Here is a 14,589-nt window from a genome sequence, read left to right as displayed (position 1 = left end):
TTGCGGGTGAGGACGGGCCCTAGCTTTTGCTGGCCTTTCTGGCCTCACGGGCTTTGCGCTTTTCTTCGCGTAGGACATTTTTTGCGGCACTTTCCTGGCGGCTGGCTTCTTTGGCTGCAGCCTGCTGGCGCTTCAGCTCCAGTTTCTGTTCTTTCATCTGGCGCTGCTGCTCGCGCATGGCTTCCCGCTGCTGCCGGATCTGCTCTTTGCTGGTACTGACGCTGCTGCGGGACGCCGCGGCCTGCTGCCGTTGCGCGTCCAGAGCCGCTTTGGCATCGAGGGCGCGCTGCTGTTGCATCTGCAGCCGCATCTGCGTCGAGTCGACGGGAGTCTGGGCCTGCGCGTGGCGGCCGCTCAGCAGGAGGGCGGCCACGGCGAATGAGGTAAGCAACTGTTTCATAGAGCGAGTTGAAAGCCACAGAGCTTTCAGATACTCATACGCTACTATGTTGCTCAGGTTGAGTTTATTCTTCGCTATAGTCGAGGTCTTTGCCGAAGCTTTCCGGCAGCGCACTCACCGCCCAGAAGGCAATCAGCAACGACACCGCGCCCAGCACGGCCGCACTGCCGATAAGCCCGAGCGGGCCGCGCATCGCCTGAAACAGCGGCACCAGCAGAATAACGGAGCCGCGGGCAAAGTTGGGCGCGGTAGTAGCCACGGTAGCCCGCAGGTTGGTGCCAAACTGCTCGGCCGCCACGGTCACGAACAGCGCCCAGAAGCCCACCGAAATGCCCAGTACAAAGCACACGGCGTAGAAAACCGTGGGCGACACGCCGCGCATGGCAAACAGATAAACAGCCACCAGCAGCCCGCAAAACACCAGAAACAGCTGCAGCGCCCGGTTGCGGCTACGCAGCAACTGGCTGAGCGTACCACTGGCAAAGTCGCCGAATACCAGCCCGAAGTAGCACCAGAACACGGCCAGCCCGGCCGTAACCGGGCCGGTAATGTTCAGGGCTTCACTGAACTCGGGCGCAAGCGTAATCAGAATGCCCACCACAAACCAGAGCGGCACCCCAATCAGCAGGCACTTGGTGTAGCGGGCCAGCCGCGCCCGGTTGGTGAACAGCGTCAGGAAGTTGCCGCGCTCCACCTCGCTTTTCTTCGCCTGCTCAAACAGCCCCGACTCGTACACGCCTACGCGCAGCGCCAGCAGCGCCAGCCCCAGGCCGCCGCCCACAAAGTAGGCATTGCGCCAACCCAGTATCTCGCCCACCCAGTAGGCCAGCATAGCGCCGCTCACGCCCACGGTGGCTACTATCATGGTGCCGTAGCCGCGCTTTTCCTTGGGCAGCGTTTCGGCCACCAGCGTAATGCCGGCGCCCAGCTCCCCGGCCAGCCCGATACCGGCAATCAGGCGTAGCCAGGCATACTGCTCAATGGTCTGCACGAAGCCGTTGGCCAGATTCGCCAGCGAGTAAATCAGGATGGAGCCGAACAGCACCGACAGCCGGCCGCGCTTGTCGCCCAGAATTCCCCACAGAATACCGCCCAGCAGCATGCCGCCCATCTGCATGTTGATGAGGTAAAGGCCCTGGTTGGTAATGGCTTCCGGCGCCGTGATGCCCAGGTCTTTGAGGCTCTGCACCCGCACAATGCTGAACAGAATCAGGTCGTAGATATCGACGAAGTAGCCGAGGGCCGCTACCACCACAATGGCGCTCAGCAGGCCGGTGGTTTTGGGAGCAGAAACGGTGGGCGTAGAGGGCATACAGGGCAGAAGTGAATTGACAGGCGCAGATTACGCAAATTTTCAACACGTCGTGCGCCGGCTGCCCGAAGCTGCTGCACTACCCGGAAGCGCCGCCACGCTCCACCTGCGCGGCTTATTTAAAGCTGAGCGGTACTACCAGCTTCACGCTCAGGCTGCGGCCCATATTGAACACGCCCGCCCGGCCGGCAGCATAGTTGAGGGCCGTGTATTTCAGGCGGCTCAGGTGGTTCTGGTAGGCTACATCGAACAGGTTGCTGGCCGCCAGATACACCGAAAACAACGTTCTGTCCTTGCGGCTCACCACATCGGTTCCGACGCCCGCGTTTACCAGCGTGTAGCCCGGCGTGCGGGTTTCAGTGTCGAAAGCAGAGAAGATGCGGTTCTGCGCGAAGTTGTGCTCCACTGTAGCCCGCGCATACAGGTTGTGCAGCCGGGAGCGGCCCACTTTCCGGAAGTTCACCCGCAGCTCCGACTGCAGCCGGTCGGCGGGAATGAAGGGCAGGTGTTGCTGGCCTTCCGGCTGATCAAACTCGATGGCGCGCACCATCGAAAACGAGTTTTCGAAGTGCAGCCAGTCGAGCGGGTGGGGGTGCAGGTCCAGGCTGACTTCGCCGCCGGCCAGTCGCGCATCGCCCTGCCCGTAGCGGAATACCCGGTCCCCGTCGGTGCTGAGCGAGTCGGAGCCGTTGGCGGCGGCAATACGGCGGGGAAAAATGTAGTTACTGATGCGGTTGCGGAACACATCCACCGTGAGCCCCACGTGCTCCGACGTGAAGGCCACGCCGCCGTCCAGCTGAAAGCTGGTTTCAGGCTTCAGCGCCGGTTCGCCCAGCTCGTAGCGGGTGGTGCCTTCGTGCACACCGTTCGAGCCCAGCTCGGCAATGTTGGGCGCGCGGAAGCCACGAGCCACGTTGGCTTTCACCAGCCACTTTTCGCTGATGTTGTAGGCCCCGCCCGCGCTGCCGCTCACGCTCCGGAACGTGCTTTTGAAGCCCGGAAACTTTTCCTCGCCGAAACCAGCCGGCACGGGCAGCTCATCGCCGTCCAGGTACAGCGCGTCGGCGTTGATGCGGCGAATATCGTAGCGCAACCCGCCGCTCAGGTCCAGCTTGCCGAAGCTTTTCTTCGTGACGGCGAACACGCCGCCATCCAGCAGCCGGTACGCTGGTATCAGAAACTCGACGCCTTTGTTGCGGTTTTGCTGCTGCATGCCGCTTACCCCGGCCGTGGTGTGCCAGCCGTTCAGCTCGGGCAGAAACCAGCGCAGCGCATAATCGACGGTGTGCAGCTGAAAGAACAGCGACTTTTCATCGTAGTCCAGCGGGTTGCCGAACTCCCGGCGCAGGTTCTGCTGCCAGCCTACGTTCAGGGTGAGGCGGTGCCGGCCCAGCACCAGATTGTTGTCGAGGCCGAGGCGCAGGTGGTTGATTTGCTGCCGGGGCACATCGAGGCCGTAGCCGGAGAAGCCGCTGCCGTGCACCAGCTCCTCGTCGCCCTGGCGGGTGGTTCGCACGAACCTGCCGGATACCGAGTCCCGCTCGCCCTCAATCAGGCCCAGCGTCTGGTTGAAGCTGTTGAAGGTGAGGTGGGTATAGCCCCAGTTCTTGTTGAGGCCTACGTAGCCGCTGCCGTTTAGCTCCCGGAAACCGGAGTTGTACACGCGCCCGTCGTAGCGGTTGCGGTAGTCGGCGGCCACTTTGCCCGAGCCGCGCACCAGCCAGTTGAAGCCGTTGAGGTTGCCGGCATTCATCACCGAGTAGCCCTGCTGGTAGTTGTTGGTCTGGTAGTTAGCGGCCACTGAGCCAATGATGCGCCCGTCTTCCACCGGCTCGGCCGGCAGGAAATTGATGACGCCGGCCAGCCCGTCGGAGCCATACAGCAGAGAGCCGGGGCCCTTGATGATTTCGGCCCGGTCGATGCTGTACTCGTCGATTTCGATGCCGTGCTCGTCGCCCCACTGCTGGCCTTCCTGCTTCGCGCCGTTGTTCAGCGTGATAACGCGGTTGGCACCCAGCCCCCGGATAACGGGCTTGCTGATGGCCGCGCCCGTCGTAATCTGGTTGAGGCCGGGCGTGTGCGCAATGGCATCTACGGCGTTGGTGGCGGCAGCCTGGCGCAGCCGCGTCTGGTCCACTACGCTGGTCGGGATGGGCGAGCGGCGCATTTCCGTACTGGCCGATACCCCCGTGACGACCACCTGCCCAATTTCGGTGGCGGCCGGCGTCAGGGCTACTTCCAGCGGCTGGCCCGCGCCGGTATCTACGGTGCGCACCACCGTGGTATAGCCCAGAAACCGCACCTGCATCAGAAAGCGCCCACTCGGCAGATTGGCGAAGCGGAAAGTGCCGTCGGCATCGGTTGTGCTGGCCTGCCGCAGGTCGGGGAAGACGATGGTAGCACCCGGCAAAGCTCCTCCGGTGGCGGCATCCGTGACGCGGCCCATTACCGGCGCTGTGGCAGGAGCAGTGCGCAGCGGGCGGGCCGGGGTAGCGGGCGTAGGTTGGGCCAGGGCGCTACCGGCCATCAGCAGTACACCGGCAGAAAAAAGTAATCGGGACATAAAGGCGAAGTGCGCGGAAGCCGATAAACGGCAGGTAAGGCGAAAAGGCTGCATGAAGGGCCGAAACGAAAGAAAACACCGGCCAGCGGCCGGTGCCTTCCCAGGAATTCTCCACAGCCAACAGGGAGAACAGGGGAAGAGCCGTTTGCAGACCGCCCTTCCCAACTCACTCAAATGCAATTAGCGGACGGCGGTGGGGAACGTCACTTCCACGTCGGTGTCGCCGGGCGTGGCAGTACCGTCTTTGGTGCCGGGCTGGTGGCGCAGCGTTATTTTCAGGTTGCCAGTAGTGCCGGTGGCGTTGGCCGCGCCCGTTACAGCCTGCGAGGCCAGCCCAATCGGGAGGTTGTTCCTGTCCTTATCGGTAGCCGTTATGGTCAGGTTGACGCCCGTGGGGGCGAAGACGAACACATGCTCGTCGCTCTCAGCCAGAATTTCGGCCGTGATGTTCTCAGCTGGCGTTTTGGTTTCGTCCTCCAGCTTGAGAGTGCCGGTATAGGTGGTGTTGGGAGCCAGCGTGAGCGTGGCCGGCGTGATGGTGCCGGCCGTGCCTCCGTCGCCGTCCGGGTCGCGGTACTGGATGGAAACGGGCGTGCCCCCGCCCTGCGGCGTCAGGGTATAGGTGACAGTTGTAATCTGCTCATTATCCGCATCGGGTTTGGGGTCTTCGTTGTCGTCTTTGCAGGCCGAGAACAGCGGGGCGCCCACCAACAGGGCCAGTACAGATCTGGTAAACAGGGAGTTTGTCATGGGTAAGCAGGAAAAGGGGTAAAACATAAGAGTGGGAGCGGGCTTAGTGGCCGTCTTCGCTGTCAACATCGGCCCCAACAAAGGCCAGGCGGAGCGGTGCGCCGGCTACCGGGAAGGTTTCGTGGTCGGCCAGGTTGTCTTTGCGCAGCATGTGCACTTTGCCTTGAAGTGCATTAGTGAGATACACGTAGCGGCGGCTGGCTACCAGATAGGGCGTGGCGATTTTAGCATCGAGCAAACCTGTGAGTGAGCGGCTGATTCTGAGCGCACCCGTTGCAGCGTCGAAGACGCTCAGCAACCCGTCTTCGTCCAGCACCAGCACGTTCGCGCCTTCTTCGTCCAGCGCCACGCGCACTAGCTTCGTGGCCGAACCGATCTGCGTGATGGTGTTGGCCGTCGGGTCGATGCGGAAGACGCCGTAGTTGTTGCGTGAGCCCAAGAAAGTGCGGGCTTTCTTCGCGTAGTAAATCGTCGACAGCCAGTTGGAGCCCGCGCTGGCCGGATATGGAATCAGACGTTGCTCGCCGGTTTGCTTCACCACCAGCACCCCGCTCGACGAGCCGAACAGTGCCTGCTGCCCGTCGCCAGCGTCGCCATGAATGCCCTGCGTGGCAACGGTGGGCGCGCTCACTACCGCGCCCTGCGTGTTTACCAGCTTCACCTGCTCCGGCAATGAGCCCGATACGGTGTTGTTTTTGTGCGTCACAGCGTAGCTGCCATTATCAAACAGAATCATGGCGCCGTGGTGGGCGGCCCCGGTCACGAATGTGCCGGGCGCTGCCACGGTGTGCAGCTGGCCTTCCTCCACGTGGCTGATAGAGGCATTGCCATCGTTGAAAATGCTGATCCTGTTATGTGAGCCGTACACATGCGAGGGAGTAGGGCCGGTTGATTTGGTGAGCCCCCATTTCGGGCTGCCTTTCACGTGCACATGGTCGTCGTGGCGGTCGATGCCGGTGTCGAAAAACTCCACCAGGTTATTGGTCGCGCTGACCACCGTGGCCCAGCGCCCCGTGGCAGAGGTGTATACCGCGCTGCCGCCGTGCGTGGCCTGGAACGTGGACTGCTCTTTCCGCGCAGGGTCCAGCAGAGTCACGACGTTGCTGGTTTTATCGGTGATGAGCAGGCGGGCGTAGGTGCTTTCGCTCTCAGGCTTGCTGTGCTCTTCTTCATTTTTGTCGCAGGCCGTAAGTGCAGAGGCCACAGTCAGCGTGAGCAGCTGGAGGAAAAAACGAGTGCTATAGGTTTTCATGAAACGGAAGATCAAAAGGTGAATCGTAGGCGCAGCGTCACGTTGCGGCCCATTTCGTCGGTGAAGTAGCGGTAGCGGTTCAGGTAGTCGCGGTACCGCTGGCTAAGCAGGTTGGCGCCTGCCACGCTGATTTGCAGCGGATGGCTGCCCCAGCGCAGCGTGCTGCCCATTTCCAGGTTCAGCAGGCCGTAGCCGGCCGGCGGGAGCAGCAGGTCGCGGGCCTCGTAGTTGTTGGGCACGCGGGTCTGGCGCGCTATGGCCACGCCGCCCAGCTGCACATACCGGCTGTGGAAGCGGCTGGCAGTTCTGGTGTCGGGCCAGTCGTAGCGCACGGTAGCTTCGGCCCGGTCAGCGGGCATCAGAATCTGCCACTCGTCGGCGCGGGTGTCGCGGGTGCGCACCATGGAGCCTTTCAGTCCCAGTAGCCACTGCGGGGCCAGCTGGTAGGAACTGCTCAGGTCCAGTCCCCGGAACGTGGCATCGGTCTGCAGGTATTGCCAGCTGATGTGCGCCCCCCGGATGGTTTGCACCAATGGCAGCAACGGCACCTGATAGATAAAGCCGGCAATGCGGTTCTGATACAGCGTCAGCTCACCGTTGAAGCGCGGATTGTTGTGCCAGGTGGCCGTCAGGCCCACGTTCAGCGCGGTTTCGGGTGTCAGCGGGGCGTTGCCGGGCACCAGGTCGTTGCCCAGCTCATACATACCGTTGTGCACTCCGTCGCTGAACCGCTCATTGGCAGCCGGCGCGCGGCGGGTCAGGCCGGTGGTCAGGCTGAGGGTGAGGTGCGTCGTCGGGTCGAAAGTGGCTCCCAGCGAAGCGGCCGGCGTGGCGTACCGAAACCGGCTCCGCTCCACGAAAAACACGCCCGTCGAGTCCCGGTCGCCGCGCCGTACGGCCAGGTCGCGGTAGTCGAGGCGCAGGCCACCTTCCAGCAGCCAGCGGCCTTGCTGCCATTTCTCAATCACAAAAGCGCCGGCTATCTGGTTGGTGTAGAACGGAATGAACTGCCGGCTTCCATCGGCATAGCGGTTGGCCTGGTAAGTGCCCGTCAGCCCGATGCTGCCCGTAAACTGATGCCAGGGTTTGTGCTCCCACAGCAACTCACCGATGGTGGTGCGGTTGGTGTAGCTCAACTCCGGCCGACCGGCCGCGGCCCGGTTGTCGTTGCGGGGGCGGGACTTGTCATATTCGTCGCGGAAATCGAGCTGCTGGCTGAGCGTGAGCTGCAGGCGTCCGGCATTGCCGGTCCGCACGAAGCCCGTGAGCTTGCCTATATCATGGCGCACCTGTTGGTAGGCCCGGTCGATGGCGTAGCTGAAGCCCGTGGTTTCCAGTGGCCGTTTCCGGCCCACGGCCAGCAGCAAATCAGACTGGTTGCCGGCGTGAGCAGCCGGCAGAATCCCGATGCGGCTGTTGAACTGGCTGTAGAAGACCTCAATGCCGTAGGTGTCTTTGCGCCAGCCCACGGAAGCCGCGGCGTTGTGTTCCGCAAACCCGGAGTTTTTCAGGTAGTAGCCCGGCGCGCGCATGGTGCCGGCCTTCCGGAAAGTGCCCTGCGCCCGCCAGCTCAGGGCCGGCAGCTTGCGCAGGTTGCCTTCCAGCGTGCCCGAAACGGCCCCCAGGCCGTTGTTGCTCATGCCCACCAGATTCAACTCACCACCAATTCCTGCCGAGTCGCGGAGCGGCTTGGGCTCCACCAGCACCACGCCTCCAATGGCATCGGAGCCGTAGCGGACACTGGCGGCGCCCTTTACCACCGTGAGGCGCGAGGCAATGAACGGGTCGATTTCCGGACCGTGCTCTACACCCCATTGCTGCCCTTCCTGCCGCACCTCATTGTTGAGAATAGTCACGCGGTTGGAGTGCAGCCCATGAATCATCGGCTTGAAAATGCCAGGGCCGGTCTGAATAGCCGTAACGCCACTCACGCGTTGCAGGGCTTCGCCCAGCGCCTGCCCGCGGGTTTGCTGCAGCTCCTGGCCAGACAGGGTGGCCGTAGTCTGGGTGGTGGGCGCGGCCATCCGTTCGCCCCGCACTACCGCGCCGCGCAACAGCACCGCATCCGGATGCAGGCGAAAGTCGCGCACTGCTGAGCTGGTCAGGCGCAGTTCGGCAGTTTCGGGGGCATAGCCCACGAAGCTGACCTGCACATGATATACACCCGCGCACAGCTGCAGATGATAGTGCCCATCAAGGTCAGACTGAGTGGCTTGCTGCGTTTCGAGCACCACGATGGTCGCGCCGGGCAGAGCTGCCCGCGACTCGTGGTCGGCTACGCGCCCACTAACGGTCAGGGTGCAGACCGGCTGCGCCCACGTTGGCAGGCCCGCTCCCAGCAGGAACAGCACCACAAGCCAACGCCACGCCGCCGCCGGAGCACCCGGAACACGGAAAAGCATAAGAAACAGGAAAGAGCCGCCGAGACTAAACCGGCCGCCATGATTTCTGCAGCACTATAAGGAGTGTTCAGACAATCAGCCTGCTACACGCAGGCGGCGCGGGCTTCGGCAGGCAACGCCGAAACCGCCAAGGGCAGCCACAGGTGGGTTAGCTCCGGCAGGGCGGGCCGCGCTGGTCGGCCGTAGACCGGGTGGCTGAAAGCCAGACGGACGTTTCGGGCGTGGCAGAAGCCGCCTGATAGGTAGCTACGAGTACCGGCAGCTCCACCGGCGGAGCCGGCTGGAAAGGCACATCGTAGAAGTGGTCGACGTCGCAGTGCTGGTGCTTGACACTCAGCACGGCTTTGCCTTTGAAGGCGCCCGGAATCTGGGCCGGCTCCTCCGTGGTGTGTTCGTGCGAGTGCAGATTCAGAATCCACGCCTCCGGCAGCAGCACCCGCGTAAAGCAGAGCAGCAGCAGCAGAGCCAGCCGGGAACGTAGAGTTTGCATTTGCAACAATGTGTCGAACGGAACAAATGTACAGGTAAAAATGAAACGGCCTTTTCAGATGGTGAAAATCATATCCAGCGCCAGATGAATAGTAATGCCGTCATAACAGGCGGATAATGAGCAGGAAATAGTGAGTTGGGACCTTTGTTGTGCTTCTTCCACTGGATATCTGTGCCATGAAAATTCTGTCTTTCTCTCTGCTTCGTCGTCTGGCGGCAGCCTTGCGCCCGGCTCCCAAAAGGCCCAGGCCTGACGCTTCCGAGGCTCTTTTTGTATGAAAACGGGCGCATTCTACTACCGCCCGGTGCGGTTTGGCTACCGCCGGCCCGCTACCGTGTTCCGCCCGGCAGGCCCCGCAGGCAGGAACCAGTGCGTTCCGGTGTTGGCCCAGCCTGAAACAACACCATATTGGGCAAAAGGCTCGTTGCTGGTTTCGGCCGCCTGATATAAGCCCGGGAGCCACTTTGGCTGCCAAACTGACAGCGCCGGGAGGGTGGAACAGCTTTTGACTCAACCCGCCAGACGGTGTTGGCTTCTGCGGAGGCTGGCAGTTCGTCCGGTTTTTTGTGTTCACCCTTACCGCTCACGTGCTATGCAAGAGAAAGGCAGCATCTCGATTCATACCGAGAATATCTTTCCGATCATTAAGAAATTTCTGTACTCCGACCACGAGATTTTCCTGCGCGAGCTGGTCAGCAATGCTGTGGACGCCAGCCAGAAGCTGAAAAGCCTGGGCCAGTTGGGCGAGTTTAAAGGCGAGCTGGGCGAGCTGAAAGTGAAGGTGAGCGTGGACAAGGAAGCCCGCACCATCACCATTTCCGACCGGGGCCTGGGCATGACCGGCGAGGAAATCAAGAAGTACATCAACCAGATTGCCTTCTCCGGCGCCACCGAGTTTGTGGAGAAGTACAAGGAGAAGGATGCCGCTGCCAAAGACCAGATTATCGGTCAGTTTGGCCTGGGCTTCTACTCGGCCTTCATGGTGGCCAGGGAGGTTGAAATCTTCTCCAAGAGCTACAAAGACGACACCGAAGGCGCCCACTGGGTGTGCGACGGCAGTACGGAGTTCAGCCTCGAAACCACCGAAAAAGCCGACCGGGGCACCGATGTGGTGCTGCACGTGGCCGAAGACTCCGACGAGTTTCTGGAGCCGCAGCGCCTGAAAGGCATCCTGACCAAGTACTGCAAGTTCCTGCCCATCGAAATCGAGTTCGAAGGCGAGGTTATTAACCAGACGGCTCCCATCTGGACCAAGCAGCCTTCCGAGCTCACCGACGAGGACTATGTTAAGTTCTACCAGGAGCTGTATCCTTTCTCGGAAGCGCCGCTGTTCTGGATTCATCTCAACGTAGACTATCCATTCAATCTGACGGGCATTCTGTACTTCCCGAAGGTGAAGGACGAGCTGCAGTTCCAGCGCAACAAGATTCAGCTCTACTCGCGGCAGGTGTTCATCACCGACGAGGTGAAGGACGTGGTGCCCGAGTTTCTGATGCTGCTGCACGGCGTCATCGACTCGCCGGATATTCCGCTGAACGTGTCGCGCAGCTTCCTGCAGGCCGACGCCAGCGTGCGCAAAATCAACACCTACATCACCAAGAAGGTAGCCGACAAGCTGAGCAGCCTCTACAAGCAGGACCGCGCTGGTTTCGAGGAGAAATGGTCGGATATCGGGCTGTTCGTGAAGTACGGCATGCTTTCCGACGAGAAGTTCTACGACAAAGCCAAGGACTTCGGGCTGGTACAGAACGTGGCCGGCAAATATTTCACCCTGAGCGAGTATCAGGAGTTTGTGCAGGCCAACCAGAAAGACAAGAACGAGCAGACCGTAGTGCTCTACACCACCGATGCTGAAGCGCAGCACAGCTTTGTGCAGGCCGCCACAGAGCGCGGCTACGACGTGCTGAAGCTGGACGGCCCGCTCGATTCGCACTTCATCGGTCAGCTGGAGCAGAAGCTGGAAAAAACCACTTTCAAGCGGGTAGATGCCGACACCATCGGCAAGCTCATCGAGAAGGAGGAAAGCACCGAAAGCGTCCTCAGTGACGACGACAAAACCAAGCTGCAGGACCTGTTCAAGCAGGCCATCAGCAACGAGCAGATGCACGTGCAGGTGGAAGCACTTTCGCCGCAGGATGCGCCGGTAATCATCACGCTGCCCGAGTTTATGCGCCGCATGAAGGATATGCAGCGCGCCGGTGGTGGCGGTGGCATGGCTATGTTTGGCTCGTTGCCGGACAGCTACACCGTGAGCGTAAATGCCAACCACCCGGTAGCGCAGCGCGTGCTGAGCGCGGAAACGGACGCCGCCCAGAAGCTGGCCCGGCAGGCGTACGACCTGGCCTTGCTGGCCCAGAACATGCTGAAAGGCGAAGCCCTGACGCAGTTTGTGAAGCGCAGCGCCGATCTGCTGGCCGCCGAGTAGTCTTAAAAAGTATCGATAGTTTAAGATGGTACAAAACCCTGGTGGCTTCTGGCTGCCAGGGTTTTGTTTTTGGCAGGTGGCTAATGGCCGGAAACCAACTCTGAGAAATAAGCCCGATTTCCCGGTGCTGCCCGGGGCACCAAATCCCTTTATCTTTACGTTCGATGCTGCGAAAACTGCCCGAATTCCTGCCCATGCGCTTTCTACGTCCGCATATTCTGTTCTTGGTCCTGCTTGTAGGCAGCGTGGGAGCCTGCTCCAAAAAAACGGTTTCCTTCAACAGCCGCCCGGAAGCCGCTACAGCGTCTCTCGTTGCCGATACACTCACGACCTCGCGCGACACCACCAAAACGCCCTCGCTGCTGGCGAAAAAGGCGGTCCTGACCAAGGCAGAAGAGAAAGCCGCCAAAGACAAGGAGAAGCTGGCGCAACGGCAGGGCAAGAAAAAGAAGAAGAACATCTTCCTGGGAGAGCGAATCAAGAAAGGCTTCACCAAGTCGGGGCCGAAGGGCAAAAACCAGGTGCTGGAAGTGTTTTATTACCTGAAAACCTTCGAGCAGCCCAACGCCTACGCGACTACCGTCTATTACTTCAATCCACGCAAGCGCAAGATTTTCCGCGCCAATACTGAGCTGAACCCCGCTACCGACAAGGTGCTGCACGGGCCGTACAAGAAGATGCAGGGTGGTAAAGTGGTGGAAACCGGCTACTTCGCCAAAGGCACCAAGCACCTGCGCTGGGAGCGTTTCAACCGCGACAATGTGCTGCTCAGCAAGCTCCACTACGAAATGGGCTTCCCGCGCGACGCCAATGTGACGTACTACGACGCAGCCCAGAAGCTGGTGAAGGAAGTGGTGCCTTACGTGAACGGCAAGCTGGAAGGCGACTACGTGCGCTACCAGGAAAACGGGCAGCGCGACTGGGACGGCAGCTTCGAGAACGGCAAGAAAGTAGGGGAGTGGACCAAGTACTGGGGCTTCCGCAACCGCCGCCACTACGTGTATGAGTACGGCGCCTCCGGCTACGACCCGGAAGTGACGGAGCCAGTGCTCATCAAAGAGTACAACCGCAATGGCGTGCTGGTGTATGAGAAAGACAAGTTTGACAAGCGCGACGCCGTGACGGACCGCCCCGGCAACACGCGCCCCGCTACGCGCCGCAACTAGTAGAAGGCATCTTCAAACTGCTCAATCCGGAACCCGCCGGCCACTGGCGTCACGGCCAGAATATCGAACCGGATGTCGCCGCGCCAGTCTAGGTCCAGCTGCACCTGCTCGGCCGCCAAGCGGAACAGCTGCTTCTTGCGCTCCGATACAAACGTTTCCGGGTAGCCAAACCGCCCGGAGGAGCGCGCCTTCACCTCCACAAACAGCAGCAGCTTCCGGCCTTGCTGCGCAATCAGGTCTACTTCGGCGCGGCCGTGGCGGTAGCCGCGAAACAGCACCTCAAATCCCTGCTGAAGTAGAAATCCGGCCGCCGCTTCTTCGCCGGCTCGGCCCAGTTCGTGCGCGCTGGTAGGCATATGGTCTGAAAGCAGGATGCCGTTCCGGAGCGGAGGGCCGGCAATTGGGTTTGGTGCTGAATCTAGTAACTTTGCGTGTTTTCCAAGAAAGCCTGTCTTCTCTGATGTGCCGTAGCAGGCGCAGAAAGCAGATACCGAAGGCACGCTTTACCTCCGAGTTCTACTGCCCATGTCTTTGTATTCTTCCTGTGCAGTTCCCGCTTCCTCTGCTGCCAGCCCGGTAGCTGCCGGTCCGGCTGTTCCTGCCGCAACACCGGGGCAAAATCGGGCAGTGCAGGTGCAAAAGCTGGGGCTGGCCGCGTACGAAGCCACCTGGGCGTATCAGGAAAAGCTGCTGGCCGAAACGCTGGCCCTGAAAGTAGCAAACCGCCACGCAACTGAGGCCGGTCAGGCGCCACAGCCCACCCCAAACACGCTGCTGCTCTGCGAGCATCCGCCGGTGTATACGCTCGGCAAGAGCGGCAAGCCCGAGCACCTGTTGCTGGATGAAGCTGGGCTGGCAGCGCACGGGGCCACTTTCCACCGCATCAACCGCGGCGGCGACATCACCTACCACGGGCCGGGCCAGTTGGTCGGCTACCCCATCTTCGACCTCGATAACTTCGTTACGGACATTCACCGCTACCTGCGGCTGCTGGAGGAGGCCATCATCCTGACGCTAGCCGACTATGGGCTGCAGGCGGGCCGTATTGCCGGGCTTACGGGCGTCTGGTTCGATTTTGAGGAAGGAGCTCCCAACCCGCGCAAAATCTGTGCAATGGGCGTGAAGTGCAGCCGCTGGGTAACCATGCACGGCTTTGCCCTGAACGTGAACACCGACCTGTCGTACTTCGGGCACATTGTGCCCTGCGGCATCACCGACAAAGCTGTTACCTCGCTGCAGCAGGAACTGGGCCGCCCGGTGCCGCTGGCGGAGGTAGAGTCCCGGCTGCTGCCGCATTTGGCCCGGCTGTTTGCTGCCGAGCTACTCGAAAGCTCAACTTCCACTACTTTATTGCCCTCGTCTTCTGCCGACGCAGGTTTGTCCCTATGAAAGAGCACATCAAGTTCGACCCGGTGGAGGGCGTAACTGTTGCCGTTCTGCCTGAAGCTGCCGCCGCTACGCAGGAAGGCAAAGACGGGTGGATGGTCTATCTGATCAACCACAACGAGCAGAGCCTGCAGAACGTCATCGTCAATTCGCACGGCTACGGCACGCAGCCCGACGGCAGCAGCGTAAAAACCTCTACGCTACGGCACGTTTTTGCGGAAGTAGCGCCCCGCTCCGCCGTGCCCATCGAGCCCATCGATCCGGCGTTGTTTCATTTAAACAACCAATACTGGGTAAGCTATTATCTGGGGGCGCAGATTTTCGACAAGAAATTCATCTTCGTACCCGATTCCATCGTAGCCGACAACCTGACGCCTATATCCCTGCTGGGCCGCGAAGGTGTCCTGCATAGCTAATGCCTTTTAGTAGTCGCCTGGTTTCAG

Annotated in this window: 12 protein-coding genes; 4 read left to right on the top strand and 8 right to left on the bottom strand. The window is 61.0% G+C overall.

Going from position 1 to position 14,589, the window contains the following annotated elements:
• Positions 1–19 precede the first annotated feature (19 nt).
• The 7 genes from BUE15_RS00940 to BUE15_RS00910 form a co-directional block, all read right to left on the bottom strand.
• A complete protein-coding gene (locus BUE15_RS00940; protein ID WP_073280814.1) occupies positions 20–400 on the bottom strand; it encodes a hypothetical protein in 381 nt (126 codons plus the stop codon).
• A gap of 64 nt (positions 401–464) precedes the next feature.
• Positions 465–1,712, bottom strand: a complete 1,248-nt coding sequence (locus BUE15_RS00935) for an MFS transporter (protein ID WP_073280813.1) — start codon at positions 1,710–1,712, stop codon at positions 465–467.
• A gap of 115 nt (positions 1,713–1,827) precedes the next feature.
• A complete protein-coding gene (locus tag BUE15_RS00930; protein ID WP_073280812.1) occupies positions 1,828–4,275 on the bottom strand; it encodes a TonB-dependent receptor in 2,448 nt (815 codons plus the stop codon).
• A gap of 180 nt (positions 4,276–4,455) precedes the next feature.
• On the bottom strand, positions 4,456–5,025 hold the full coding sequence (locus tag BUE15_RS00925; RefSeq protein ID WP_073280811.1) for a hypothetical protein: 570 nt from the start codon (positions 5,023–5,025) through the stop codon (positions 4,456–4,458).
• Positions 5,026–5,068: 43 nt separating this feature from the next.
• Entirely contained in the window at positions 5,069–6,277 is a 1,209-nt protein-coding gene (locus BUE15_RS00920; RefSeq protein WP_073280810.1) for a YncE family protein, read from the bottom strand.
• Between the two features lie 11 nt (positions 6,278–6,288).
• Positions 6,289–8,679 carry a TonB-dependent receptor gene (locus BUE15_RS00915; protein ID WP_073280809.1) on the bottom strand — a complete coding sequence of 797 codons (2,391 nt, stop codon included), beginning with the start codon at positions 8,677–8,679 and terminating at the stop codon, positions 6,289–6,291.
• A 148-nt stretch (positions 8,680–8,827) separates the two neighbouring features.
• Positions 8,828–9,169 carry a hypothetical protein gene (locus BUE15_RS00910; protein ID WP_073280808.1) on the bottom strand — a complete coding sequence of 114 codons (342 nt, stop codon included), beginning with the start codon at positions 9,167–9,169 and terminating at the stop codon, positions 8,828–8,830.
• A gap of 592 nt (positions 9,170–9,761) precedes the next feature.
• Between BUE15_RS00910 and htpG the strand changes: the two genes are divergently transcribed.
• Positions 9,762–11,594 (top strand): molecular chaperone HtpG, encoded by a 1,833-nt coding sequence (gene htpG, locus BUE15_RS00905; RefSeq protein ID WP_073280807.1) that lies wholly within the window; start codon positions 9,762–9,764, stop codon positions 11,592–11,594.
• Positions 11,595–11,758: 164 nt separating this feature from the next.
• Complete coding sequence (locus BUE15_RS00900; RefSeq protein WP_084548731.1) at positions 11,759–12,760, top strand: toxin-antitoxin system YwqK family antitoxin; 1,002 nt, start codon at positions 11,759–11,761, stop codon at positions 12,758–12,760.
• Here the strand turns inward: BUE15_RS00900 and BUE15_RS00895 are convergent.
• Positions 12,757–13,116, bottom strand: coding sequence for a YraN family protein (locus BUE15_RS00895; protein WP_073280806.1), 360 nt, complete (start codon positions 13,114–13,116; stop codon positions 12,757–12,759). The genes BUE15_RS00900 and BUE15_RS00895 overlap by 4 nt on opposite strands.
• A gap of 271 nt (positions 13,117–13,387) precedes the next feature.
• Between BUE15_RS00895 and lipB the strand changes: the two genes are divergently transcribed.
• Positions 13,388–14,149 (top strand): lipoyl(octanoyl) transferase LipB, encoded by a 762-nt coding sequence (lipB, locus tag BUE15_RS00890; protein WP_073280805.1) that lies wholly within the window; start codon positions 13,388–13,390, stop codon positions 14,147–14,149.
• Entirely contained in the window at positions 14,146–14,562 is a 417-nt protein-coding gene (locus BUE15_RS00885) for a hypothetical protein (protein ID WP_073280804.1), read from the top strand. The genes lipB and BUE15_RS00885 overlap by 4 nt, the downstream gene beginning before the upstream one ends.
• The last annotated feature ends 27 nt before the right edge of the window (positions 14,563–14,589 follow it).

Source organism: Hymenobacter psychrotolerans DSM 18569 (genome assembly GCF_900142395.1).
Taxonomy (GTDB): Bacteria; Bacteroidota; Bacteroidia; order Cytophagales; family Hymenobacteraceae; genus Hymenobacter; species Hymenobacter psychrotolerans.
Note: the sequence above shows the minus strand (reverse complement) of the source record. Positions and strands in the feature narration are given on the sequence as shown.

Excerpts from the sequence above, each read along its gene's own strand:
- BUE15_RS00940 (WP_073280814.1), bottom strand. The coding sequence starts at position 400 with ATGAAACAGTTGCTTACCTCATTCGCCGTGGCCGCCCTCCTGCTGAGC.
- BUE15_RS00935 (WP_073280813.1), bottom strand. The coding sequence starts at position 1,712 with ATGCCCTCTACGCCCACCGTTTCTGCTCCCAAAACCACCGGCCTGCTG.
- BUE15_RS00930 (WP_073280812.1), bottom strand. The coding sequence starts at position 4,275 with ATGTCCCGATTACTTTTTTCTGCCGGTGTACTGCTGATGGCCGGTAGC.
- BUE15_RS00925 (WP_073280811.1), bottom strand. The coding sequence starts at position 5,025 with ATGACAAACTCCCTGTTTACCAGATCTGTACTGGCCCTGTTGGTGGGC.
- BUE15_RS00920 (WP_073280810.1), bottom strand. The coding sequence starts at position 6,277 with ATGAAAACCTATAGCACTCGTTTTTTCCTCCAGCTGCTCACGCTGACT.
- BUE15_RS00915 (WP_073280809.1), bottom strand. The coding sequence starts at position 8,679 with ATGCTTTTCCGTGTTCCGGGTGCTCCGGCGGCGGCGTGGCGTTGGCTT.
- BUE15_RS00910 (WP_073280808.1), bottom strand. The coding sequence starts at position 9,169 with ATGCAAACTCTACGTTCCCGGCTGGCTCTGCTGCTGCTGCTCTGCTTT.
- htpG (WP_073280807.1), top strand. The coding sequence starts at position 9,762 with ATGCAAGAGAAAGGCAGCATCTCGATTCATACCGAGAATATCTTTCCG.
- BUE15_RS00900 (WP_084548731.1), top strand. The coding sequence starts at position 11,759 with ATGCTGCGAAAACTGCCCGAATTCCTGCCCATGCGCTTTCTACGTCCG.
- BUE15_RS00895 (WP_073280806.1), bottom strand. The coding sequence starts at position 13,116 with ATGCCTACCAGCGCGCACGAACTGGGCCGAGCCGGCGAAGAAGCGGCG.
- BUE15_RS00885 (WP_073280804.1), top strand. The coding sequence starts at position 14,146 with ATGAAAGAGCACATCAAGTTCGACCCGGTGGAGGGCGTAACTGTTGCC.